The organism is Bradyrhizobium sp. USDA 4454 (genome assembly GCF_054822705.1).
Map to the genome: position 1 here is coordinate 1,702,218 of NZ_JBTRCN010000001.1, position 22,828 is coordinate 1,725,045.

Below are 22,828 nucleotides of genomic sequence, written 5' to 3' on the forward strand. Positions count from 1 at the left end.
CGCCGCGTCTGCCACTGCGCTCGTCTTCCCGAAACTCGTCAGCTTCTCGAAAGCCAAGCCTCATAGCATAGACCTTCTCTCGCGATGACCGAACCGGTGGCGGTAACGGCGGTGCCGATCTGCGAGGGATTAAAACAGAAGGAGAGCTGTATGGATTTCAATGAGATCAACCACGGCGGATCCCCAGGGTCTCCAGGAGAGTACGCCTGGACACAAGAAGATCATGATCTATTTAGTCGGATCATCAATGAAGCGGGGCCATCATCGTCCGCCGTGCCTGAGGAGACGGCATACGATGTCTCATTCGCCGTTCCCCACAAGTTTTCCCACGGCACCCAATCCGCTCCCGGGCAAATGGTCGAGAGACTGAACCACTTGGGTCTCCTGCCTGACGCCGACCAGCCGAGTATGACCTATGAGATCAAAGGGCATCGCTATACCGCTGCCCTGGACCCCTCTAGCGGCGTGCGTCTCATTCATAACCCTCCGGAGGACCAAAATATGGGAGCTGGGCCAGCGGGGCTACCAGATTTCGGAGCATTCATTTTCGAGACGTCGCGCAGAGGTTTCCCGCTTCCGGAGCAGTGGGCGACCCCAGCCCTAATCGAGAAGCTGCAGGAAACAGGCTTCATGCCTAGTCCAAACAACACAACAACCATTGCCCTCAATGGCCGAACTTACAATGCGGAATTGATGCAGGGAGGGTTCGTCAGGCTCAGGAGGGCTGGATGAAAGGCACCGAGATAGAACCAGCGGAGCTAGCCGCTACAGTCTTGTGGTCATTCGGTTCCAACTATCTCGGCTGTTCATAGCTCAGCAATGGACTGTCGCGTCCGCCAGCGGTTGGACCGCATCGGCCCCTGGCGGATCGCGAATTCAGCAAGTCGCCGAAGCGCCCGCGTGAACCGGTTTCGTGAAATCGCCGTCGGCATCGTCTTCGAACGCATACCATAAGCGCACAAAACAACTACGCGAAGGATAGCCTCTCCACGGGCGATGGCAGCGGGTGAATCCGGGTGGAGGTCTCAACGCTGCTGAAGACAACGATAATGAACAACATCGGCCGCGATATCGAGCGTCCGGATGCTGGCCCGGCGCGTTACCACATACGTACGAAGAATATGACCACGATCAGGAGGCCACGCCAACATTATCCCGAAGCTATGACAATCGTGACGCGGATCCACGTTCCGGTGCACTTGATGCAGCCCGACGGATCCGCGAATGTTGTGTCAGTCGATTGAGGGGACGAGGGCACACCGACTGGGCGATCGCGCGAAGGCATCAGCGTCAGCTCAATACGTCGACCCTGCCGGTTTCGAGCCGATATAGACCGCCGACGATCTTTAGTGTTTCCTGCTCGACAGCCAGGTTCAGGATCGGGCTGGTGGATTTGAGCTTATTGACGTTGTCGATCACATTCTGCCGGATCACATCGGCAGAGCTGTCACCTGGTTGGTGGCGCGCCCCTCTTACGGCAGGCGCGAGCGCGCTGACGATGGAGCGGATATGTCCCGGCGCCGGCTTGCCTTCGTCAAGCGAGTTGATCGTGGCGTCTATCGCGCCGCAGTGATCGTGACCGAGTACCAGGATCAACGGCGTGTTCAGTGCAGCAACCGCATACTCCAGGCTACCTAGCGTGTCATCGTTGACGAAGTTACCGGCGAGGCGGCATACGAATAAATCACCAAGTCCGCAGTCGAAGGCAAGCTCGGGCGCTACCCGCGAATCGGCGCAGCTCAGAACCGCCGCATATGGATTCTGACCATTGACTAAAAGTCGGCGCTCGCGTTCCAGATCGCGTCCTCGCGACACGCTCTGCATATAACGATCGTTACCCTCCATCAGCCGCTTCAGCGCAGCATCGGGCGAGAGCAGGTTATCCAGCTTCGGCGGTGCTGTCGCTTCGTTCGCGTCGACAATGTTGCCGGCAAACGGCACGACCAATGCCGAAACAGCGAACAGCAACAGCGAGCGGCGCGAAGGCGCGACGTCGGCCGGATAGGGAGTGCTCTGTGTATGGTTTGCATGCATGGTAGGACACCTATCGCGCGGCTCTATGCCACCCCATGGCTTCGGCCTCTTTTTCGCTGCAGAACCAGCGTTCAGCCGGCTTCTTCGTCATGTCGATTTGTCCGTAACTGATTTGCCCCGGAGAGTGATACGTGCGCTCGCCAGTACCGTCGACGGTGCCCTTTATCAGGCAGTCGGGCGAGGGTGGGTCAGATAGCAAAGCGGATCCGAGCAGGAGCTCCTGGGCCTTGTTCGGCACCGAGCTCGCGCCGACAATAATCGTGCTCTTGTTGCGGTGGCGCCAGTCCCAGGGGGTGATGAACGCCCCCGACCACAAGCCGGCAAAGGCATTGCTCGCCACCACCTCATTGACGACGTAAACATGGGTGGATGGATCGAATGACAGTGCCCAACCGGAGCTTACCATCCAGGCGTTCACGTCCTGGCCCTCGATAAAGCAACTGCCGAGAGACCTGCCGTACTTGTCTACTCCTGCGGTCTGACAATCCCATATTCGTCCATTCGAGTAGTTGATAAGGGCGTCACGAGCAGCTACCCCGCAGGCCCATTTCCGACCATGAGCATCCAGGCAAATCTGATCGGTCTCAGGGGCCTCGATACCCGAGAGCCGAATTCGCGTTTGCTCGATCTCTATCATGTTGGCGTCGAGGATTTGGGGAGCACCGCTCAGTTTCGCCGCGCAAACAGGAGACGCGATGATAGCGAGGAATGCTGCCATCATTACGCGGTACTTCATCCTGGTATCCCTTCGCTCTTGGTTCATCAGCTCACAAAATCCCAACGATCCGGTGTCGTCCAGCCGACTGCTTGACCGCATTGGTCCGTCATTTGGTCAGCATCGTTCGACGATGCATTTGTGCAAGCTTGCCTATATTTTCAGCCTACGACCTGACGCTGGGTAAGATTCAAGAGATTTCTTTTGGGGGCGCTCGAACGGAAGAAAGCACGGTTCGGCATAATGGCGAGCGTGCGGACTGACGGGGCCGGTTTTACGGACTTGCCGGTGCAAAGGCGTCCTCGCACCTATTGCGAGTGGGGGGTGGTTGTCATTTCAAAGCGATGAATCAATCCACAACACGTGTCGGCACTCAGGGCATTGCGGCAGTTAGCGCTGCAGGGCTTAGGCGACTCACCCTAATAATCATGTTTAACCGCCTCGCTGCACAATGGGATTGAAATGGTTATGGCCACCCCTGAACTGCCGGTCTCCTGTTACGCGCTTGAAGTCGACGGCCGAGTCAAGGCCGAATTCGCAACCAGAGACGGCGCCCGGGCTGGTGGAGCAGAACTAAAGAAGCGTTTTCCCACGCTTCAAATCAAGATCTATGACGCGCAGACGAATGCGCGCGAGGAAATTTAGATCAGGCTCAATTCGATCTTCGACCCTCGCAGCACGGCTGTGGAGCTCCTCGCCGGGGGCACTCGGGAAAGGGGCCCGCCGCCATCGAGGATGCCGGCGTCGCTATCACTGCCCCGTTCCCGGGGTCCCTCTTAATCCGGTCTCGTCGCTGCACTCGCTCCCGCGGGTGCTTGTTGGTCGCGCGATGCGCTGGCGCGCACGCCGGATCTGGCTTGGCGTCAGCATCGCCTCGCTTGGTCCGTGAAGGATGGCATGGCGCTCTGGCGAGAGCTCGCATGTGGCTTTTGTACCAGTTCCGCCGCGGCTACTCGTCTGAAGGGGCAAGAGCCATCCTGATGCCTGGCTTTCCCGATTGGGGCTTGCAGGCCGGAGCGAGGCCTGCCTCCTGCTGGCATAGCTGGGCGCATCAATTCTCCAGCGCATGGGCCTGCTGTCGCCCCGAGGCGCTCAGCGCTCAAGGAGTAACGCTGCCATCCCGATCATTTGTCGAGGCCTTTCGCACCCCCTTGAATGCGTTCCGTTCGTTTGGCTCTATGTGATGGAACCAGGAGCCGGGAGGAAAAGTCGCAATCCTCTTGGCAAGGAAAGATTGCGGCTCCCAATTGTGCCCCTCGCGCTTCTCGAAGGTGATGACCCCATTTTCGGTAAAGTAGCGGGGGCCTGGTATGTTGCAGTTCACCAGCAGCAGAACGCGCCACCGGTGCGCTTTCTCGGTCGGCTTGTCATTCGCCGCCGTAACGTAATCCACGACAACAGGTTCGATGATATGACAACGGCCGTGCCGGAGAAGATCTCCGAGCTTGCCCTGCGCGGTCGTCACAAAGTTGAAATTGGCCGGATTATGCAGAAAACCAAGGTTTGCGTCTTTTTCGCCGTCGGTGACTTCACTGGCGATGAGTGAAAGCGCCAGGGCGCGCCAGCCGAATTCGATGGGCTTTGCATAGGGAGACGCAACTTCAATCTTTCCGTCGGTCCCGACTTTCCAGGTAATAACGTAATGTTCGTCTGAACTGTTATCCTGATGTCTGGTCCAGGAAAGATAAACATACTCAGTGTGGTCGATGCCTTCGGCGATTCCCCAGTTTCGAGGGACGAAGTGCGCCACTTTCGAGACCTTGGAGACAATGTGCTCGATTGTCTCACCGTCTCGTGCTCGCCAGGTTGACTTGACGCGTTCGACGAGCGCGTTTTCGCCGGCTCGGGCACTGCTGGCCGCCGCAACCAGCCCAGCAAGGAAAATCAGCCATTGACAGAGACGATGCACGTGCCTTGCAGACATTCTCTTCATCACGGCCGAACCATCGGTTTTGATCTGCGCGTCAAAGCGGCAGCCTTCAATCTGTCCTCGATTGGAAGAAGTTAGCGGCAACGTGACGCGGGCGCCTGCGATGTCCCGCGCGAGCAGGCGCTATCCCCTCGATGTCACGCGCCGCTAACTTCAGTGGGCCAATCACAACCTCAATCTGCTGTGCTGGACCTGCCCAGGGGGAGAAGCCTGGGCATCCCGGAGCTTGCATCCTTCGTGCCAGGAAATAGCCGGCAAATCGCGCCAGATTCGTGCAATGTTTGTTGGCTTTCCGACGGCGCTCGTTTCAATGTTTCCATTCAGCCGATCCGCGCGGGCTTGTTCAGCTTTTGTGGAGCCGATCCTCGAGGCGCAAGCGAAGGCCGTTGCAGATTTACGAATGAGGAATCGGGAAGAATTTTTGAAAGGTCTTGAACCGTCCGGTCTGGTGTTGTCACCCGAACGCCTGCGATCTCTATCGGCTCGCAAATGATCATATGCCAAAGTCGGTCATCACTGCCGGGCGTACGGAATCGTTCGGAAGCTCATCGTCAGGCAGGCAGATGATATGGTGTGCGCGTTTTCTGCCTACGCGCACGATGGTGCAATCTAGTCAATCGTCCAGCTGCTTCGGCTCCGCATTCATGGTTGGATGAGCCGCTGTTTCCAGTGGAATCGGGCCGGCAAGCGAGAAACGATCAAGTATCGCGCTAACTTCCTCTCGAGTTGCTCAACATTCTCGAGAGCATCTGTTTGACGGATTGATTCATGAACGCTTTCACCAATCGCCCCAACAGGCCGATCGCAAAGATGGTGACAGCAAAGACGCCAACGGCGCTCCAAACAGCCATTTTCATTGCGGGGTTTCTCAGTGTTCGTTGAGGCGAATCGATATGCGTTCCTGCGCATTATCGGCATCACAGACCGCAAGTCGCCTACCAGGATTGGTTGGCACGCAGATCAACATGCGCGCCGGGCATGCTGACGGTTTGCGGCGTTTTGCCCCCGGCGGCCCTTCTCGACTGCCGAGAGACCGAATGCCAGCACGCTCGAAGCGCGCGACTTGCGCCTTCGACAATTCCTTTGAGACCTATATTGGAGAGAGCTTCCACTCGTGGTCCACTTTCGATGTCAAATAGCCATTTCAGTCACCGATGATGGCAGCATTGACGTGAGAGAGTCATCTGAGAGGTTGACGGAAGAGGTCTGTTGCAGATAATCGAAATCGTAGAGGTTCTCCGGTCCCGCTGGATCCGGAGCTAAGAGGGAAGCCGGTGAACAGGCCGGCGCTGCCCCCGCAACTGTAAGCGGCGAGCCGCTGTCCAACAAAGTCACTTAAGCCCGTGAGGCTTTGGGAAGGCCGGACAGTGGCGATGACCCGCGAGCCAGGAGACCTGCCTCGACCACATATACGTCCACGGGCGGGGTGTCCCGGTGGTACGCCAAGCAGCCGCTCTCGGGCGAGCGTGCTTGCGTCCGCCATGGCCTTTGCCCCCAACTACGGGGTTAGCGCTATGTCTCTTCTCTCCCTTCCGGTCGCCACGCTTGGAACGCCTCGGATCGGTCCAAGACGCGAGCTCAAACGCGCGCTTGAAAGTTACTGGGCCGGCGCAATCAGTGAACAGCAATTGCTCGAGGACGCATCTGGCCTGCGCGCTGCGAACTGGGCCCGCCAAAAATCCCTCGGTGTCACCGTCATTCCGTCCAACGACTTCTCTTTGTACGATCAGGTGCTCGACACCTCTGTCATGGTTGGGGCCATCCCGGAAGTCTACGCGTCGAAAATCGAGCCGGTTTCACTCAAGACGTACTTCGAGATGGCCCGCGGTTCACAGTGGGACCGCCAGAATGCGAGTTGCAGCCCCGGATCGGGCGGATATGGCGCGCCCGCACAGGAGATGACCAAGTGGTTCGACACCAACTACCACTACATGGTCCCTGAATTTCGTCGGGGACAGACGTTCCGCCTGTCCTCGCGAAAACCTATCGAGGAGTACGAGGAAGCCAAAGCCCTCGGATTTCAGACCCGCCCCGTCCTGATCGGGCCGGTCACATTCTTGAAGCTTGGCAAGAGTGCGGATCCTGCGTTCCAGCCACTGTCGCTCCTGGACGAGCTAATACCGGTCTATGTCGAGGTTCTGCAAGAGCTAGCCAAGCGGGGAGCAAACTGGGTTCAATGCGATGAGCCCTGCCTGGTCCTTGATCTGGAGGAGCGGGCGCGAAAATCTTTGCTGCACGTCTACGATCGGCTCGCCAAGGAAGTACCCGACGTCAAGATCATGGTCGCGAGCTATTTCGGCGATCTCGGCGATAATCTGGACACAGCTTTGAACATGACCGTTGCCGGACTGCACGTGGATTTGGTTCGCGCGCCGAACCTGTTGGACCGGATCATTGCTGCCCGGCGAAGCGACCTCATCATGTCTCTCGGCGTCATCGACGGACGAAATGTATGGCGGTCGAACCTGTCGACGCTCCGCCAGCAACTGGATCCCGCCATCGCGAAGCTAGGCAGGGATCGCGTCCAGATCGCTCCATCCTGCTCGCTGCTTCATGTGCCCGTCGACGTTGAACTCGAGACCGGACTTGCATCCGATCTCAAGAGCTGGCTTGCCTTTTCGGTACAGAAGATGCGTGAGCTCGCGATCCTGGCGCGGGCACTCGCGGGTGATCAGAATGTTGCTGAAAGTCTCGCTGAATCGGAGTCGGCCGTGACGTTCCGTCGGACTTCACCAAAGATCCGCGATGCGAATCTCGCGGTACGGATGCGAGCGATTGACCAGGCCATGCGCCGGCGCGCCAGCCCATTTGTCCGTCGGGCCGAGATCCAGCGCAAACGCTTTGGACTACCGGCCTTTCCCACCACGACGATTGGATCTTTCCCGCAAACCCCAGAGGTCCGTAACGCCCGCGCAGCACATGCGCAAGGCGCCATGAGCGACGAGCAATACGACAAGTTCCTCAAGGAGGAGACCGCGCGCGCTCTGCGTTGGCAGGAGGACATTGGGCTGGACGTCCTCGTGCATGGCGAGTTTGAGCGCAATGACATGGTGCAGTACTTCGGCGAGCAACTCGCCGGGTTCGCATTTACCAGGAATGGTTGGGTACAATCCTATGGCTCGCGCTGTGTCAGACCACCGATCCTGTTTGGCGATGTTTTGCGGCGAAAGCCGATCACCGTGGATTGGTGGCTCTACGCGCAATCACTCACCAGTAAGCCGGTGAAGGCGATGTTGACCGGACCAGTAACGATCCTGAATTGGTCATTTGTTCGCGATGATATTCCAAGAGGCGAGGTCTGCCGGCAGATCGCACTGGCGATCCGCGACGAAGTCCGTGATCTCGAGATAGCCGGTGCGGGCATGATCCAGATCGACGAAGCGGCCCTCCGCGAAGGATTGCCATTGCGCCGATCGGAGTGGGCGGCCTACCTTCAATGGGCCGTCGATAGCTTCCGGATATGCTCATCAGGCGTTGCAGATCAAACCCAGATTCATACGCACATGTGCTATTCGGAGTTTAATGACATCATCGACGCCATCGCTGCAATGGATGCGGATGTCATCTCGATCGAGACGTCGCGCTCGAAGATGGAGCTGCTCGACGCGTTCAGGAGCTACAAATATCCTAATCAAATCGGGCCGGGCGTTTACGACATCCATTCTCCCCGCATTCCCGAGGCAGGGGAAATGAAGGAGCTGATAACATTGGCTCGGCAGCGGTTGCAGGACTCGCAGCTTTGGGTAAATCCGGACTGTGGTCTGAAGACGCGCAAATGGGAAGAGGTTCGCCCGGCGCTGATCAATATGGTCGCCGCCGCCCGGCAACTGCGCGCAGCATCCGATCGGCCAGGTCCTTGATCCTGCGCTTGGCTCTCTCCTCCAGGACGCTGATCCGCTCATAGCGCGTTTGCGCTCTCGATCATCTCGACCGAGCTCGGACAAAAAAACGCCCGGCCGCGTTTAGCGGGCCGGGCGAAAGTTAAGTCTGAGGGGAGCGACGCTGACACATCGCCGACTTCCACCGGCGCAGGGAGGACAGCCGATGGTCCGATTGCCGGCGAGGACATTCGCCGTAAATCTGAACCAAAGTTAAAGCACGGCTCAGCGTGGCTCAATCATGCTGTGGTATGCGACCAACGTAGTTGAGTATTGGAAAACTAGACTAAGGTTTGTCCGCGATGAGCCGCGTTCACAACGGATTGCCGAGGCGAGCGAAGACCGCGGCTGGCGACGCCCGGCCCTCTTGGTGTCAACCGAGGCGAAGTGCAATTAACGGCGCCTTCCTGCCGCTAAAGCGGCGCTACCATGCGAGTAAGCGCGACAGCAAGCATTACTCAAGCAACCAATGCATGAGTGATTTGTTGTTGATTTGGCTGCGCAGGCAGTCTGTCCCGTTCCACTCTGGCGAAGGTTTGTAACTCTTTGGAATGGATGAACAGATCGACACTCGACCACGAAAGTGATGGACAACAGGATGCTCCACGATCACGAGATCGGTCCGAACCGCGGATAAGCCAACTCACTGGTGGCTGAAGTGCGGGCTGACCAGACTGGCACGCCCGCCGTTCACACGATTAGACAGCCGCGCTGTGCGTAGCTCCGCACCGAGCGAGGTGAGCGTCGAAGGCGGAGGCGACGCTCCGGACCAGAAACCGGGCGCCGCCGGCTACCGAAAGCCGGCCATTGTCGAACACGACGGCACCATCTGCGACAAGACTTTCAAGCCGGGAATGATCGACAACGGCCGAATCCGGATCCCTGCCGTGACGGCGAGACGTCTCGGAGAGATCGATTGTCATGTCGCACATAATTCGCTCGATGATCTCCGCCCGATAGCGATCATCATCAGTCAGTAGATAGCCCTTGGCCGTCGCGAGCCGATCCTCGGTGATGCGAGCGAGATAATCCTTGGTTGAGACAGCATTCGCGACGAACCCCTGCTGCAGCCGGCCGATGGCGCTGGCACCGAGGCCAATAAGCGCGCCTGCGCAATCGTCAGTATATCCCTGGAAATTGCGGCGCAACCTGCCTTGCTCCGCCGCCACAGCGAGATTGTCATGCGGTAGGGCGAAGTGATCGAGGCCTACGCGTACGTATCCAGCGTCAACCAATGTGTGAGCTACCATTTCGGATTGGCGATAGCGCTCGACGCTGTTAGGCAGAGTCGATTCGTCGATCTTGCGTTGATGCTTCTTGAAGGTCGGAACGTGCGCGTAACCAAAGGCCGAAAATCGGTCCGGATACAATTCGAGGCATTTGCCGACGGTATCCAGGCACGAATCGACCGTCTGCCCGGGCAGCCCATACAACAGGTCGAAATTGATCCGGCAAATACCGGCGTGGCGTAACCGCTCGACCGAAATTGCGGTCTGTTCGAAGCTCTGCGGGCGGTTGATGGCCTGTTGGACAACCGGGTCGAAGCTCTGCACGCCAAGGCTTGCCCGGTTGACCCCGCTATAGCCAAGGGCTTCGGCCATCGGATTGCTCAACATGCGGGGATCAATCTCCACGGCGATCTCAGCATCAGGCAGGACGGCGAACGAATAACGCAACGAGCCGACCAAATCGGCGAATGCTTCAGGTGTCAGGATCGTGGGCGTGCCGCCGCCGAAGTGGATATGAGAGATTGCCTGTCGTTGGCCAATGGCTTCTGCAACGAGGTAGGCTTCAGTGCGCAATCCAGCCGTATAGATCGCGATCGGATCGTCGCGTTTCGTGACAGATGTATGGCAGCCGCAGTACCAACACATGCTTCGGCAAAATGGCACGTGCACGTAGATAGAGGCGGACTGCTGGCCGTCGAGGGACTTGAGCCAAGCTTGATAGTCGAGCTCCCGAACTGATGCCGAGAAATGAGGGGCGCTCGGATAGCTGGTGTAGCGCGGTACTCGGTGCTGCCCGTAGGATTGTGCTAGGTCCGGTCGCATTGCGATGCCTCTCTCGCTCTCTGGGCGCCCGATTATCGGACGGGGGCATGGTAAGCTTTGCGCTGCCTCAAATATCGCGGTTACTGATGGGCTGGCCGGTAGGTCATGCCACCGGCGCATACCTCACGTTTTGAATTTGATGAAGCGGTCGCGCGGCAAGGATGAGCTTTCTTGGCAATGCACCTCCCATCATGGTCAAATCGAGCGAGAACGAGACGAAACGAAGCAGCAAACGGATATTAATTGACGTCCGACAGCTCTGCTGAGAAATGTCCGTTTCGCGCGATGCCAATGCTCATGGTCGAGCCTGTTACTGCCGATTATTTCGAATCAGACCGCGTTTAACGTCGGCCATGCCGCTTGCGCCGCCAGTTAAAGCAAACGATCGTCGGGCGGAGAAGCATATCGCCCGTGCTTATTCTGAAAGCCGGCGAGGCGATCTTCATTTGAGCCCTCATGAAATGATGTCCACTTCCTGCCGGATGCGGCAGCGATCAACGTGGTCCATCCCTCTCCGCATTGTGCCGCGGGTTGCCGGCCAACGCGCTCGAAAACGCAAGTGCGCTCCGTTCGGCCTCAGCTTCTTGTTCCAATTGTAGAATATGGGCTCTTAGCGCGTCGGAAGCCGCTTCAGCTGTCTCGCTGAATAGCGGATCACCATGATCGGTGAGGGCGGAAGCGACCTCGGCCCAATCCTGAGCCGATAAAGCCGCAACCGCGGCGGGGAAGAAGTCCCGTTCTTCCCACATCATGTGGTGCCGCTCGCGTACTATAAAGTCGCGTGCGATCTTGCCGACGTCTTGCCGAAGGACTTCACGATCTGCCAGGACACCATCAATGGCGCGAGCGAAGTGGTGCAAGCGGTCGATGACTTCCTGATGCTCATGCGCGAGATCGCCGAGCATTGCGGCCGCATCCGGATCGCACCTCTTGAGCTTGGAAAAGATCAAGTCTTCTTGAGGATGATGGTACACCTCGGGGTAAACCTCGAAATAGCTGATAATCGCGCGGATCACCTCATAGTCCGGACGATGTCCTTGCTCAAAAATCTCCAATTCGCGTTGAAGGGCGACCAAAAGGAGATCGATATTACGATGCTCTCGAAGCAAGCGACCGATGATCATTGCGGTGCTCCATGGAGGGAAATGTAAAATGGCGGCGATTTGTGCCCGGTTCCCCAAGCCGCCGTTGGGTGTCCTTCTGCGCTGTATTTTCCGGCACGGCTCGGCGCACAGAGGCGTGCGCCGCCCAGCCTGGAGCTAGCGCAAAATCACGTTAGCCGAAGTTCTGCGCAAAGCGGTTGGACAATGTGTCCTTGCGGAGCTCGACTCGGCGCGTGGTCGGCAGGGCGATCGCGCCATTCTGCTCAAGCTGAGTGAAAGTGCGCGACACCGTCTCAATGGTCAAGCCAAGGTAATCTGCAACATCCTGCCGTGACATGGGCAGATCGATGGCTGCGTTCTTCGTGGTGCGGCGAGATATGTCGAGCAAGAACGCGATGACCCGTTCTTCTGCGCTGCTGATCAGGAGCATCGAATGCGCCTGGAAACGGCGGAGCTCAAGCGCCATCGCGTCCCAGAGCTGCCTTGCAAGTTCCCTCTCGTGGCTGGCGCGAAAGATGACAGCGGTGCGCTTCACCATGAGCAGGTGCGTCTCGCAGATCGCCTCGGCCGAAGAGATATGGCTTTCTTCGGCCTCAAAGCCAAAGATGTCACCAGGCAAATAAAACGCGCCGATCTGACGACGTCCGTCCTCCAGAATCTTGTAGGTTCGCACAGCACCCGATACCACCTGATAAAGGTATTCGGCTGCTTCATCCTCTCCGTAAATCTCGCTATTGCGCGTGAACCGCATCGGTGTCGCAATCATACCAAGCGGTCCACGATTGTCAGATTTCCCACGCAAGACGTTGGGTGGATGGCGGCTGGTCTCAGTAAGGCTGGGGGCCCGGGCGTGCATGGCGGACTTTGCTTGCGAACGTCGATGACACGCAGATTGGCCGCTCCTGACAAACTGTGAAATCCAGATGTTTTACCTAAGTAGAAGCCACTAGGTATTTACGCGTAAGCCATGATTGAGTTCCGCTTGAACGACGCGCGACGTGGGTCCCCTGCTACTCGAACATGCTCAAATCAATTGGGCCAGCTTTGGATCAGAAGGCTGACCTGGCCGGCCGCCACGAAAACAATCAAAAGCGCACGGCCACACCCGTGGAGAGTTCCAAGCGCCGTCTCCACCGTCACTTTCAGCCCGCCGCAGGAAGTCTCTTGCAAATCATGACTCTGATCCTGGTCGGCGCTGGAGTGACCAGCCGGGATCATGAGGATCCATGTATGCTCGTCGACGTGGACGACGGCCCGGTCGTCACTTCATGTGGTCCGAGTTGGAAACTGAATCATAGAGCTAGGCTCGCGCGACATATTGACCTGGCTCAACAGTCCCCCTCTGCCGCGCTCCCGCAATCGCAGGAACCGAAGGACAATCGTGATCTAGCCTGATGTTGAGCTCGGGCATCGTCGGATGCGCCCGATCGCGACAGCATTTTGATGGCATCTTCGCGGATCCGCCGACGTGCCGCCCGTACCGTCTCACTGTGACATCAGGACCGGGATGTTGATCCCGCGGAGCATATGCCCGGCGGTACCGAGCAGCCTCTCCTGCAGTTGAGAGCAACCGTAGCCTCCCATAACCAGCAGGTCGAGGCTCTCGTCGGCCGCAAGCGACAGGAGGGCGCGCCGCGCTGCCCGGGATGCCGGAAGTGACACGATCCTCGCAGGAAGTCCTGATTTTGCAAGATACTCTCCCAGATGCGCAGTGGAACTCTCTGCCGGGACTTTGTCCGGGGCGGTGGTCGTGATGATGGTGAGGGTATTGGCTTTATACAAAAGTGGCGTTGCGTCGTGCAGAGCACGCGCCGCACGGCGGCTGCCGTCCCAACAAATCCCTACTCGTCTGATCGAGAAGGCGCCGTCGAAGGTTGGTGGCAGATACAGAACTGGCCCGCCAGCCTGGGAAAGGATCCCCCTAAGTATCAGATTGTCGCAACTATCGTAGCCGCCCTGAGGCTGGGTAACGATGGTCATGTCGTGGACTCGCGCACTCGCGCAGATGATCCGGCGCGCGTCGGTTGGAAGCGCGCTCAGCGCGCGACCCGTATAGGAAATGCCGGCATTCCGTGCCTGCAGGTCGAAGGCATGAAGTGCTGCTTCGGCCCGCTCCAACGCACGCGCCTGCTCAACGTCGAAAACAGAAGTAACCGCCGTTACGCCAATTGCAAGAAGCGGAATAATTGTTCTCTCGTAGCCGATGGCTACAACGTCAAGATGCGCGCCGGTACTCTGTGCAAAGGAAATCGACCCGTTGATAGCAGCCCGCACCGGGAGCTCCGTCGGAAGGTGGACCAGTATGTTCCCGAGCATTGTCGTTCTCCGAAGTCAAAGACCTGCTGCCTCGGAAGAATCCGAGCCCTCAAATGATCCGCGTCATATGCCGCCGCTGAATGTTCTTGAGCACGAACAAACTGGCAAGGAGCGCGCCTCATAATAGTCAGTCCACGGCCAGGAAATAGGACTCGCCTGTGTTGCACGATTTACGCCCTGCAAAGAATCCGCAGGCGATTTAAAGCTCCACCGTATCAGCAATGACCTTCTCCCGGCGCGATCTGCGCAGTTGAAGCGGACAGCTGGATGCTTGAATAGGACATTCCGTCGCTCGGCGATGTTGCTAGAGTCCGGCGGCGATAGCTATTCGCATCAGCTCAGACATGCTGCGAACATTGGTCTTGGCCATGACGTTCGCCCGGTAAACCTCGACCGTTCTCGGGCTGATACCAAGATCGTGGGCGATCACCTTGTTGATCTTACCGGCCAGTAGTCCCTGCAGGACATCACGCTCGCGCGGCGACAGCTCTGCCAGGCGGGCTTCGGCTTGCAGTTTCGCCGTATCGTCCGCTGGCTCGGTTGGCCTTGCTTCCAAGGCGCTATTGATTGCGCGCAATAGCACCTCGTCTTCGAAGGGCTTCTCGATGAAGTCGACCGCACCCGCTTTCATCGCTTCGACTGCCAGCGTCACGTCGCCATGGCCGGTAATAAGGATGACGGGGCAGTCGACGCGATCCGCCTTCAGTTTGCGGACCAGTTCCAGGCCGCTCATGCCCGGCATCCGGATGTCCGACACAATGCAATCAACCGGACCACTCGCGGCGTCACCGACAAAGCCGCTCGCCGTCTCATAGGTTGCCACGCAGAAGCCCTTAACATCAAGCAGAAACGCGAGCGAGTCCCGCATCGCGGCGTCATCGTCGATCACAAGAATGCGCCGCATGGTCATGCTTCCTCATTGGCCTCCGCAAATGGCAGGGTAAACTGAAACACCGTGCCGCCGCCCGGATTGGCTTCCACGACGATGTGGCCGCCATGGGACTCGATGATCGTGCGGCAGATTGATAGTCCCACACCCATGCCATGTTCTTTGGTCGTGATAAAGGGCTGGAACAGGCGATTGGCGACATCAGGGCTGATGCCAGAGCCCGTATCGGCGACGGCAAACCTGGCGAGGCCGTCGACTTTGGTAACTCCGACGGTCAATTCGCGACGCGGGCTGGAAGCCATCGCCTCGATCGCGTTTCGTATCAGGTTCAGCGCGACCTGCTGGATCTGGATCTTGTCCACGATTATCGATGGCAGATCGCGATCGCTGCGGATCGTCACCCGCACGCCTTGCTCGTTGGCGCCGAGCAAGGCCAGAGCGACCGCTTCTTCAAGCAAGGTGAGCGGATTCTCCATTGTTTGCTCCGTCTCGCCTTTGGCGACGAATTCCCGCAGACGCTTGATGATATCGCCGGCGCGCAGCGCTTGCTGGGTGGCATTTTCGATGGCGTCAGCAATACGATTGGCGTCCGGCTTGTCTGATGCCAGCAGCGTCTTGGCGCCGCGCATGTAGTTTGTGATTGCGGAGAGCGGTTGGTTGATCTCGTGGGCAATAGACGAGGCCATCTCTCCCATGGCGGTCAACCGCGAGACGTGCACGAGCTCAGATTGCAGTTCCTGCAATCGCCGTTCCTGCGCTCGCCGTTCGGTGAGGTCTCGGATGAAGCCGGTGAAGAATCGTTCCCCGCGCACTTTGGCCTCACCGACGGCAAGCTCCAACGGAAAGGTCGAGCCGTCGCTTCGCTCGCCGACCACAATGCGGCCGATGCCGATGATGCGCCGCTCTCCGGTAGCCAGATAGCGTTCAATGTAGCGGTCATGCTCGGCGCGGTGGGGTTGTGGCATCAACCTGGATACATTCCATCCGACCACTTCGTCCGGAGACCAACCGAATAAACGCACTGCCGCGGCGCTGAACGAGCGAATGATTCCCCTCTCGTCAATCACGATCATGGCTTCCGGCACGGTGTCCAGGATCGACTGCAGATGGGCTTGTCGGTACCGTGCCTGCTCTGATTCGCGCCGCAGCCGATCGCCCATGAAGCCGAGCAGGAGGCCAAGTACCGCGAGTCCGGCTATATCGATCATGTTTGCGGAATCGGAGATGAGGTTGTTCCCAAGACATGCTGCGCTGATGATGAGGCAGAGCAGCATGGCGAAGATGGCCGGTCCGCGGCCGCCAGCGAAAGCGGCAAAAACGATGACTGAAAGGTAGATGATCGTGAACGTGCGGTCCGGAAGATACGGATCCAGCGCCGCACGAAGCACGACGGCCAGCGCGGCGGCCGCCGCGGCTGTGCCATAGCGGTACCAAATGTGGTCGGACATGTTTCCGGGCAGACCCTCTCATTCGATCGAGTGTACGTAGTTTGTCTATATGAGGCGGTCGGATGCAGCCGCGTTTCGTTGCGCTACCTATTGTGCAGGGCGGCCGCCGCTATCTCGGCCAGATGCGCCAGTGCGTGGGCTGCACAGCGACGTGCTCTCCGGTCATGGCCTTGATCCAGCCGCCGAAGATCCGTCGGCAAGGAAAGACCAGCCGGTGAATGGCATTACCCTCGATCACCGCGATCTCCAGCTCCCGATCAAAGGGCGCCGTTTCAATTCGCTCCCAGGTCAAGTTGCCAATAGACCCTGGACGGTGTTCATCGCCGCCGACTGACAAAATCAGGTAACCTTCCGAATACTAGCGCCGAGATCACTCGGCCGCTGCGCCAACAAGATCAGCCTGATCTCGCCCAAGCGGCGCATGGTCTCGATCAGGCCAGTTATGGTCTGGATGCTTTGGGACGTCGCAACCGCCGATCGGAACGTGCTGGGACGTTATCCGATCGCCGACCGAAGTATGAGGGCTGCGGAGCAGTTCCTGGGATCCGGTCGAGTCGAACTGGACCCAATCAAGCCAGCGCCGGCTGTTATTGATTGCTGTTGGACAGCAGCTGGAATGGACTGCAGTTCCCGCAAGCGTGGCCGCGGCGGGACAATTGTCGCCGTGGTCTGTCATGTCGAACATCCTTTGTCGGTCGGACGTTTCCTCGTCCCACGAAGTCAGCGTGGGGCGTGGAGTCTTGATGCCGTCGAACGCGCTCTTGCGAGTCAGGCGGCGTGTCCGTGCGGGAACGGTATGACGCCCGAATTCGCTCGATGGCATTCAGATGGACCAGCTGCGCTCGGCCAGAGCATCGTGCCGATTCGCGGGTCGATGAAGTGGCCAGCATCACACGCGGCGCAGGCGACCGGGGGCACTTCGCTCGGGTGCGTCCGGCAGCAGTCCTTGAGTTCACTTGCCAGGATTTGGATACGAAAAGAAGATAGGGCGCCAAGACTTTCAATCTGCCACGTGTCTGAGCTTGACTGGAATGTCCTTTCTATCTCAAGCCGCCACCGTTGTATTGATGCAGGTCAAAAAGAAGCTGATGCACGTCTAGAACGGGACGAGGGCGAGTGGCAACTGCCAATGCGTTGCCGGTAACACGTAGCAAACCGGGTCATCAGGCGGGGCCGCGCAACGATCCACACAATACGCCAGCATATAGCGGGTTTGATGAAAATCAAAATCTAGGACGCGCAATGTGCGAATGTTCAGACTGCGCAGCGTACGGGCATTGCATTATGACAAGCGCGTGTCACTGAGCTGCGAGAGTCGAAGGAGATGGTAAGTTGATTGCTCGCCTTACATTGTCGTTGGTCTTGCCCGCGCTGATCGTAGCAATCGGGTATGGCGCGGAAGTCTTTAAGCTTGGGCTTATCGAAACCTTGGCTGCAGCCAGCCTCATCATCGGTTTTGCAGTTGCTGCGATAGGGTGGACCATCACGAGCGAGATGAAGCCGCTTCGCCTCATTTGCCCACGTGCGGGCAGTTCTAGCCGCCGCCGGTAGTCTTCGGCCGCCGGTGCCGGTCGGAAATACCTTTGCCCGCTGCCCCGCAATCAGGCGGAGCGGTCGGGAATGCCTTGCGAGACGACCAAGCACCGTGCAAGTTTCGCGGCGGCACAAGCATCCACATTGCCGGCGATTGAAGTTGGGATTGATCGATAATCGCCATCTGCCCCCAACCGTCTCATGAGAAGTTTCTGGATCAGCGCCTCAACCCTGCCGGCCCAACGCGCGGGAAGACGAGAGCTGTTGTTCCTGAGCCACCTCAACCAGATGTGATCCGCCAAACTGACGCTTGCTGATTGGGAGCTCCTTCGGACGAAAGAGCACTCACATCGCCTGCCCAAGCCTCGACCTTATCTCGATGGAGCGATAATCTTTTTGGGTTCTGCTTGAGACAAATCAAATACTCGCCTCGCGCAGGCTGGCAGAATGCAACATAAGCAAACGCACAGGAACAGGGTATCATGCCTTCATTTAACGTTCGGTTCATCAAGACCGTTTGTGACGATACCGGCCACGAGCATCGTGCCTGTCAGGCAGCGTTCCGGGTGGATGCGGCCTCGCTGAGTGCTGCTGCACAGCAGGCAGAGACCGATTTCTGCAAGCAAAAAGGTGTCCGCGATTGGACCATATTCGCCGATGCGATGGAGCTTCGAACCCCGCTTGCATTGCCCCCGGCATGGGGTGGCTGACCCGAGCTCGGCGAGGGAGGTCTACGAATTTTGATCGTAGAGACACTCCGCGAATCCAGGCACCAGACTCACACAACGTCTTCCCGAGCGTCGATCGAGACAATAGCTCGCGATGCTGCCGCCAATTGAGCAGGCGAGCCCTCTTGTCCACATCCTCCGGTTCGCCGATTTTCTCCCACAGACGAGCCTTATTTGATGGATGTCAAAAACAAGTCTGCCGGGGGCAGCTATGGCTGCTCTGAGGGGTATGACACATGGTTGGCCAATTTGGATATCTCGGTCGCCCTTGGGGGTTCAAGAATTTGCTCACCCGGTTGCGATCGAGGCTGTCCCGGACAGCAGAATTAGCCTATTTGAGCGCGCAGGACATCGACGCGATCGCTCGTGAACTCAATCTGTCGACGTCGGACTTTCGAGAGATGGCGCAAAGTCCAGGCTCTCCTGAACTCTTAAGCAAGCGCCTCGCACTTGCCGGCTTCTCCGAGAATGTGCTGGCCGCCCGCCATGGAGACGTGTTGCGCGATTTGCAGCGGGTATGCGGCCTGTGTCAGACCAAGATCCGCTGCGCTGCCGACCTCGAGCGGCGTGAGTCCGTAAATCCCCTCAAAGGCTGTCCCAACGAACATACTCTGCGCGCACTTGCGCGTGAGATCGGCAGCGCTCCGCAGCGTTTTGGCGATTGATCGCGCTCGATCATCCCGTCCCACCCCCAAATGTGATCTCCTGGCAATCCGCTTTCAAAGAGGCCAAGACATGCCAAGCCCACCCCTCACCGCGAAATCCATGACCATGGGTGAAGCAGGCCTGATGTCGGTATTCGCCGTTTCTGCCTATGTTTGCTTTTTTGCAGGAGCGATGGGGCACGATTCCGCATTTCGCTTCCACGCATTGCTGACGTCCGCCGCCAGTCTGGCCGCCGCAAGCGTTATCCTCAATCGCTACTATGAACGCCCGGCGCAATTGCCACCGGCGCAGATCAAGGGTCGACCGAATTACAATCTCGCTCCGATCAAATTCGCCTCAGTCATGGCGATGTTCTGGGGTATCGCAGGCTTTTCGGTCGGCGTTTTTATCGCCTCGCAACTTGCCTGGCCCGCACTGAATTTCGATCTGCCTTGGACGAGCTTCGGCCGACTCCGCCCGCTGCATACGTCGGCCGTGATCTTTGCGTTCGGCGGAAACGTGCTCATCGCGACCTCCTTCTACGTCGTCCAGAAGACCTGCCGCACGCGCCTCGCGGGCGATCTCGCGCCGTGGTTCGTGGTAGTTGGCTATAATTTCTTCATCCTGATCGCTGGCACCGGCTATCTGTTCGGTGCCACTCAGTCAAAGGAATACGCCGAACCCGAATGGTACGCCGATCTCTGGCTCACCATCGTCTGGGTCACTTATCTCATCGTGTTCCTGGCGACATTGGTGAAAAGGAAAGAGCCGCACATTTTCGTCGCCAACTGGTTCTATCTCGCTTTTATCGTCACAATCGCGGTGCTCCACCTCGGCAACAATCCAGCATTACCGGTCTCCGTGTTCGGCTCGAAATCCTACATCGCCTGGGGCGGTGTGCAGGACGCCATGTTTCAGTGGTGGTACGGCCACAACGCGGTCGGTTTCTTCCTGACCGCTGGCTTTCTGGCCATCATGTACTATTTCATTCCGAAAAGAGCCGAGCGCCCGGTCTATTCCTACCGCCTCTCGATCATCCACTTCTGGGCGCTGATCTTCCTCTACATCTGGGCCGGCCCTCACCATCTACATTACACCGCGCTGCCGGATTGGACGCAGACCCTGGGCATGACGTTCTCGATCATGCTGTGGATGCCCTCATGGGGCGGCATGATTAACGGCCTGATGACGCTCTCGGGTGCGTGGGACAAGCTGCGCACTGACCCGGTGCTCCGCATGCTCGTGGTCTCGGTGGCCTTTTATGGCATGTCGACGTTCGAGGGCCCCACCATGGCAATCAAGGTGGTCAACTCGCTCAGTCATTACACCGACTGGACCGTCGGCCACGTGCATTCCGGTGCGTTGGGCTGGGTCGGCTTTGTATCGTTCGGTGCGCTCTATTGCCTGGTTCCCTGGCTCTGGAAGCGCGAGCTCTACAGCCTCAAGCTCGTCAACTGGCACTTCTGGATCGCCTCGATCGGGATCGTGCTCTACATCTCGGCAATGTGGGTGTCTGGTGTCCTGCAAGGCCTGATGTGGCGCGCCTATACCCCGCTAGGTTTCCTCGAATACTCGTTCATCGAGTCGGTCGAGGCGATGCATCCCTTCTACATCATCCGCGCCGCGGGAGGCGCAATGTTCCTGATTGGTGCCCTGATCATGGCCGCCAATCTCTGGATGACCGTGAATGCAAGGCAAACCGATCAAATCCAGGACACTGGAGCGCTCCAAGTCGCGGAATAGGTCATCGCATGTCTCTTTGGAACCGACACAAGATCTTTGAGAAGAACTCGATCATCCTGATCGCAGGCATCCTTGCCGTGATCGCGATTGGGGGGCTGGTCGAGATCACGCCGCTGTTCTACCTCAAAAGTACGATCGAGGCCGTGGATGGCGTACGACCATATACCCCGCTTGAGCTTGCAGGTCGCAACATCTACATACGCGAAGGCTGCTATCTGTGCCACTCGCAGATGATCCGGCCATTGCGTGACGAGGTCGAGCGCTACGGACATTACTCGCTGGCCGCCGAGAGCATGTATGATCACCCGTTTCAATGGGGCTCGAAGCGTACCGGCCCGGACCTCGCGCGTGTCGGCGCGAAATATTCCGATGAATGGCACGTCACGCATCTGACCAATCCGCGGGCCATCGTCCCGCGCTCGGTCATGCCGGGGTACCCGACGCTGGCGCATACGGAGCTCGACCTGACCGACATGGCCGCACATCTGCGCACCAACCGGGCAGTCGGTGTCCCCTATACCGAAGATCAGATCAAGAACGCGGTCACTGACTTGAAGACCCAGCTTGATCCTGACAGCGCGGACCTCGCCTCGTTCCAGAAACGCTATCCGAAGGCAGCTGTGCGCAATTTCGACGGAAGGGTTGGCAATCCGACCGAACTCGATGCGCTCATCGCCTACCTGCAGATGCTCGGAACGCTGATCGATTTCAAGCTCTACGACGAAAAAGCCAATCTGCGCTGAAGGATCTTGTGATGAACGCCGTCATTTCCGTCGAGAATCTGGCGTCAAGCTTCGTCATGAGCCTCTGGACGCCGTTGTTTGTCGGCATCTTCATGGCCATTGTTGTTTATGCGCTGTGGCCCGGCAATAAGCGGCGTTTTGACTCTGCGGCGCGCATGCCGCTGTGCCGGGATTGACAGACCATGATTGACCGCAACGACTTCGATCGGATCTCCGGCCGCTCCACGACGGGACACGAATGGGATGGCATAAAGGAGCTCAACACGCCGCTGCCGCGCTGGTGGATCTCAACCTTCTACGCCACCATCCTTTGGGCGATCGGTTATTGGGTCGTCTATCCGGCCTGGCCGCTCCTGTCCAGCTACACGACCGGCGTATTTCAACATTCGACCCGCGCGAGTGTCGTCAACGATCTGGCCGGGCTCGAGAGGCTGCGGGGCGAGAAGATGGCGGTTCTCGGCAAAGCGTCTCTGACAGAGATCGAGACGGATCCGGCCCTGCTGGCGCTGGCCCGTGCCCGGGGCAAGACGGTGTTCGCAGACAATTGCGCGCCATGCCATGGCAGCGGCGGCGCCGGTGCCAAGGGTTATCCCAATCTCAACGACGATGACTGGTTGTGGGGCGGATCGCTCGATCAGATCCAGCGGACCATCCAGTTCGGCGCACGGTCCGGGCACGCCCAGGCCCATGAGGGGCAAATGCTGGCCTTCGGCCGCGACGGCATCCTCAGGAAAGATGAGATCGCCACAGTAGCGAATTACGTGCGATCGCTGTCCGGCCTGTCAACAGTCGCCAATTTCGATGCCGCGGCCGGCACAAGGATCTTTGCCGACAATTGTGCCGTCTGTCATGGCGAGAACGCCAAAGGCAACCATGATCTCGGCGCGCCGAATCTGACGGACCACATTTGGTTGTACGGCTCGGACGAGGAGACGCTGATCGAGACGATCAGCTATGGCCGTGGGGGCATCATGCCGGCCTGGAGCGGGCGGTTCGATTCCATCACGATCAAGGCACTTGCGGTCTATGTGCACTCGCTCGGTGGTGGACAATAGGTGAGATGAGCCGAGAA

At 58.4% G+C, this 22,828-nt stretch carries 19 protein-coding genes and 1 riboswitch; of the genes, 10 read left to right on the forward strand and 9 right to left on the reverse strand.

Going from position 1 to position 22,828, the window contains the following annotated elements; genetic code table 11:
• Positions 1 to 84: 84 nt before the first annotated feature.
• A complete protein-coding gene (locus ACVIW0_RS07690) occupies positions 85 to 732 on the forward strand; it encodes a hypothetical protein (protein WP_461351770.1) in 648 nt (215 codons plus the stop codon).
• A gap of 558 nt (positions 733 to 1,290) precedes the next feature.
• On the opposite strand, the gene ACVIW0_RS07695 is transcribed toward ACVIW0_RS07690, so the two are convergent.
• Together ACVIW0_RS07695 and ACVIW0_RS07700 are read right to left on the reverse strand one after the other, a co-directional pair.
• Positions 1,291 to 2,034: a carbonic anhydrase gene (locus ACVIW0_RS07695; RefSeq protein ID WP_461351771.1), complete on the reverse strand. Its 744-nt coding sequence runs from the start codon at positions 2,032 to 2,034 to the stop codon at positions 1,291 to 1,293.
• A gap of 10 nt (positions 2,035 to 2,044) precedes the next feature.
• Positions 2,045 to 2,770 (reverse strand): thermonuclease family protein, encoded by a 726-nt coding sequence (locus ACVIW0_RS07700; RefSeq protein ID WP_461351772.1) that lies wholly within the window; start codon positions 2,768 to 2,770, stop codon positions 2,045 to 2,047.
• A gap of 447 nt (positions 2,771 to 3,217) precedes the next feature.
• Between ACVIW0_RS07700 and ACVIW0_RS07705 the strand changes: the two genes are divergently transcribed.
• Positions 3,218 to 3,394 carry a hypothetical protein gene (locus ACVIW0_RS07705; RefSeq protein WP_461351773.1) on the forward strand — a complete coding sequence of 59 codons (177 nt, stop codon included), beginning with the start codon at positions 3,218 to 3,220 and terminating at the stop codon, positions 3,392 to 3,394.
• A gap of 454 nt (positions 3,395 to 3,848) precedes the next feature.
• On the opposite strand, the gene ACVIW0_RS07710 is transcribed toward ACVIW0_RS07705, so the two are convergent.
• Positions 3,849 to 4,763: a nodulate formation efficiency C protein gene (locus ACVIW0_RS07710; RefSeq protein WP_461351774.1), complete on the reverse strand. Its 915-nt coding sequence runs from the start codon at positions 4,761 to 4,763 to the stop codon at positions 3,849 to 3,851.
• Positions 4,764 to 5,893: 1,130 nt separating this feature from the next.
• Positions 5,894 to 6,095, forward strand: a riboswitch (cobalamin riboswitch).
• A gap of 98 nt (positions 6,096 to 6,193) precedes the next feature.
• Here ACVIW0_RS07710 and metE point away from each other — a divergent pair.
• Entirely contained in the window at positions 6,194 to 8,539 is a 2,346-nt protein-coding gene (gene metE / locus ACVIW0_RS07715) for a 5-methyltetrahydropteroyltriglutamate--homocysteine S-methyltransferase (protein WP_461351775.1), read from the forward strand.
• Positions 8,540 to 9,255: 716 nt separating this feature from the next.
• Here metE and hemN read toward each other — a convergent pair.
• From hemN to ACVIW0_RS07745, 6 genes are all read right to left on the reverse strand, one after another.
• The gene (gene hemN, locus ACVIW0_RS07720; RefSeq protein WP_461351776.1) at positions 9,256 to 10,608 is read right to left on the reverse strand and encodes an oxygen-independent coproporphyrinogen III oxidase; all 1,353 of its coding nucleotides are present in this window, start codon (positions 10,606 to 10,608) and stop codon (positions 9,256 to 9,258) included.
• 494 nt (positions 10,609 to 11,102) lie between these two features.
• Positions 11,103 to 11,732 (reverse strand): hemerythrin domain-containing protein, encoded by a 630-nt coding sequence (locus ACVIW0_RS07725; protein WP_461351777.1) that lies wholly within the window; start codon positions 11,730 to 11,732, stop codon positions 11,103 to 11,105.
• 151 nt (positions 11,733 to 11,883) lie between these two features.
• Complete coding sequence (locus ACVIW0_RS07730; protein WP_461351778.1) at positions 11,884 to 12,477, reverse strand: helix-turn-helix domain-containing protein; 594 nt, start codon at positions 12,475 to 12,477, stop codon at positions 11,884 to 11,886.
• 719 nt (positions 12,478 to 13,196) lie between these two features.
• The gene (locus ACVIW0_RS07735; RefSeq protein ID WP_461351779.1) at positions 13,197 to 13,985 is read right to left on the reverse strand and encodes a universal stress protein; all 789 of its coding nucleotides are present in this window, start codon (positions 13,983 to 13,985) and stop codon (positions 13,197 to 13,199) included.
• Positions 13,986 to 14,331: 346 nt separating this feature from the next.
• Complete coding sequence (gene fixJ, locus ACVIW0_RS07740) at positions 14,332 to 14,937, reverse strand: response regulator FixJ (protein WP_461351780.1); 606 nt, start codon at positions 14,935 to 14,937, stop codon at positions 14,332 to 14,334.
• Complete coding sequence (locus tag ACVIW0_RS07745) at positions 14,934 to 16,364, reverse strand: sensor histidine kinase (RefSeq protein ID WP_461351781.1); 1,431 nt, start codon at positions 16,362 to 16,364, stop codon at positions 14,934 to 14,936. Before ACVIW0_RS07745 ends, fixJ begins: the two co-directional genes overlap by 4 nt.
• 130 nt (positions 16,365 to 16,494) lie before the next feature.
• Here ACVIW0_RS07745 and ACVIW0_RS07750 point away from each other — a divergent pair, with 130 nt between their 5' ends.
• From ACVIW0_RS07750 to ccoP, 7 genes are all read left to right on the forward strand, one after another.
• Complete coding sequence (locus ACVIW0_RS07750; protein ID WP_461351782.1) at positions 16,495 to 16,698, forward strand: hypothetical protein; 204 nt, start codon at positions 16,495 to 16,497, stop codon at positions 16,696 to 16,698.
• 1,681 nt (positions 16,699 to 18,379) lie between these two features.
• Positions 18,380 to 18,607 (forward strand): hypothetical protein, encoded by a 228-nt coding sequence (locus ACVIW0_RS07755; RefSeq protein WP_461351783.1) that lies wholly within the window; start codon positions 18,380 to 18,382, stop codon positions 18,605 to 18,607.
• Between the two features lie 353 nt (positions 18,608 to 18,960).
• Positions 18,961 to 19,290: a hypothetical protein gene (locus ACVIW0_RS07760; RefSeq protein ID WP_461351784.1), complete on the forward strand. Its 330-nt coding sequence runs from the start codon at positions 18,961 to 18,963 to the stop codon at positions 19,288 to 19,290.
• Positions 19,291 to 19,390: 100 nt separating this feature from the next.
• Positions 19,391 to 21,013: a cytochrome-c oxidase, cbb3-type subunit I gene (gene ccoN / locus ACVIW0_RS07765; protein ID WP_461357271.1), complete on the forward strand. Its 1,623-nt coding sequence runs from the start codon at positions 19,391 to 19,393 to the stop codon at positions 21,011 to 21,013.
• Positions 21,014 to 21,021: 8 nt separating this feature from the next.
• Positions 21,022 to 21,756: a cytochrome-c oxidase, cbb3-type subunit II gene (gene ccoO / locus ACVIW0_RS07770; RefSeq protein ID WP_461351785.1), complete on the forward strand. Its 735-nt coding sequence runs from the start codon at positions 21,022 to 21,024 to the stop codon at positions 21,754 to 21,756.
• 11 nt (positions 21,757 to 21,767) lie between these two features.
• Entirely contained in the window at positions 21,768 to 21,932 is a 165-nt protein-coding gene (locus tag ACVIW0_RS07775; protein WP_461351786.1) for a cbb3-type cytochrome c oxidase subunit 3, read from the forward strand.
• Between the two features lie 6 nt (positions 21,933 to 21,938).
• Positions 21,939 to 22,811, forward strand: a complete 873-nt coding sequence (gene ccoP / locus ACVIW0_RS07780; protein WP_461351787.1) for a cytochrome-c oxidase, cbb3-type subunit III — start codon at positions 21,939 to 21,941, stop codon at positions 22,809 to 22,811.
• Positions 22,812 to 22,828: the final 17 nt, after the last annotated feature.

Excerpts from the sequence above, each read along its gene's own strand:
- hemN (WP_461351776.1), bottom strand. The coding sequence starts at position 10,608 with ATGCGACCGGACCTAGCACAATCCTACGGGCAGCACCGAGTACCGCGC.
- ccoP (WP_461351787.1), top strand. The coding sequence starts at position 21,939 with ATGATTGACCGCAACGACTTCGATCGGATCTCCGGCCGCTCCACGACG.
- ACVIW0_RS07745 (WP_461351781.1), bottom strand. The coding sequence starts at position 16,364 with ATGTCCGACCACATTTGGTACCGCTATGGCACAGCCGCGGCGGCCGCC.
- ACVIW0_RS07755 (WP_461351783.1), top strand. The coding sequence starts at position 18,380 with ATGCCTTCATTTAACGTTCGGTTCATCAAGACCGTTTGTGACGATACC.
- ACVIW0_RS07725 (WP_461351777.1), bottom strand. The coding sequence starts at position 11,732 with ATGATCATCGGTCGCTTGCTTCGAGAGCATCGTAATATCGATCTCCTT.
- ccoN (WP_461357271.1), top strand. The coding sequence starts at position 19,391 with ATGACCATGGGTGAAGCAGGCCTGATGTCGGTATTCGCCGTTTCTGCC.
- ACVIW0_RS07700 (WP_461351772.1), bottom strand. The coding sequence starts at position 2,770 with ATGAAGTACCGCGTAATGATGGCAGCATTCCTCGCTATCATCGCGTCT.
- ccoO (WP_461351785.1), top strand. The coding sequence starts at position 21,022 with ATGTCTCTTTGGAACCGACACAAGATCTTTGAGAAGAACTCGATCATC.
- ACVIW0_RS07730 (WP_461351778.1), bottom strand. The coding sequence starts at position 12,477 with ATGATTGCGACACCGATGCGGTTCACGCGCAATAGCGAGATTTACGGA.
- ACVIW0_RS07775 (WP_461351786.1), top strand. The coding sequence starts at position 21,768 with ATGAACGCCGTCATTTCCGTCGAGAATCTGGCGTCAAGCTTCGTCATG.
- ACVIW0_RS07690 (WP_461351770.1), top strand. The coding sequence starts at position 85 with ATGACCGAACCGGTGGCGGTAACGGCGGTGCCGATCTGCGAGGGATTA.
- ACVIW0_RS07695 (WP_461351771.1), bottom strand. The coding sequence starts at position 2,034 with ATGCATGCAAACCATACACAGAGCACTCCCTATCCGGCCGACGTCGCG.
- metE (WP_461351775.1), top strand. The coding sequence starts at position 6,194 with ATGTCTCTTCTCTCCCTTCCGGTCGCCACGCTTGGAACGCCTCGGATC.
- ACVIW0_RS07705 (WP_461351773.1), top strand. The coding sequence starts at position 3,218 with ATGGCCACCCCTGAACTGCCGGTCTCCTGTTACGCGCTTGAAGTCGAC.
- fixJ (WP_461351780.1), bottom strand. The coding sequence starts at position 14,937 with ATGACCATGCGGCGCATTCTTGTGATCGACGATGACGCCGCGATGCGG.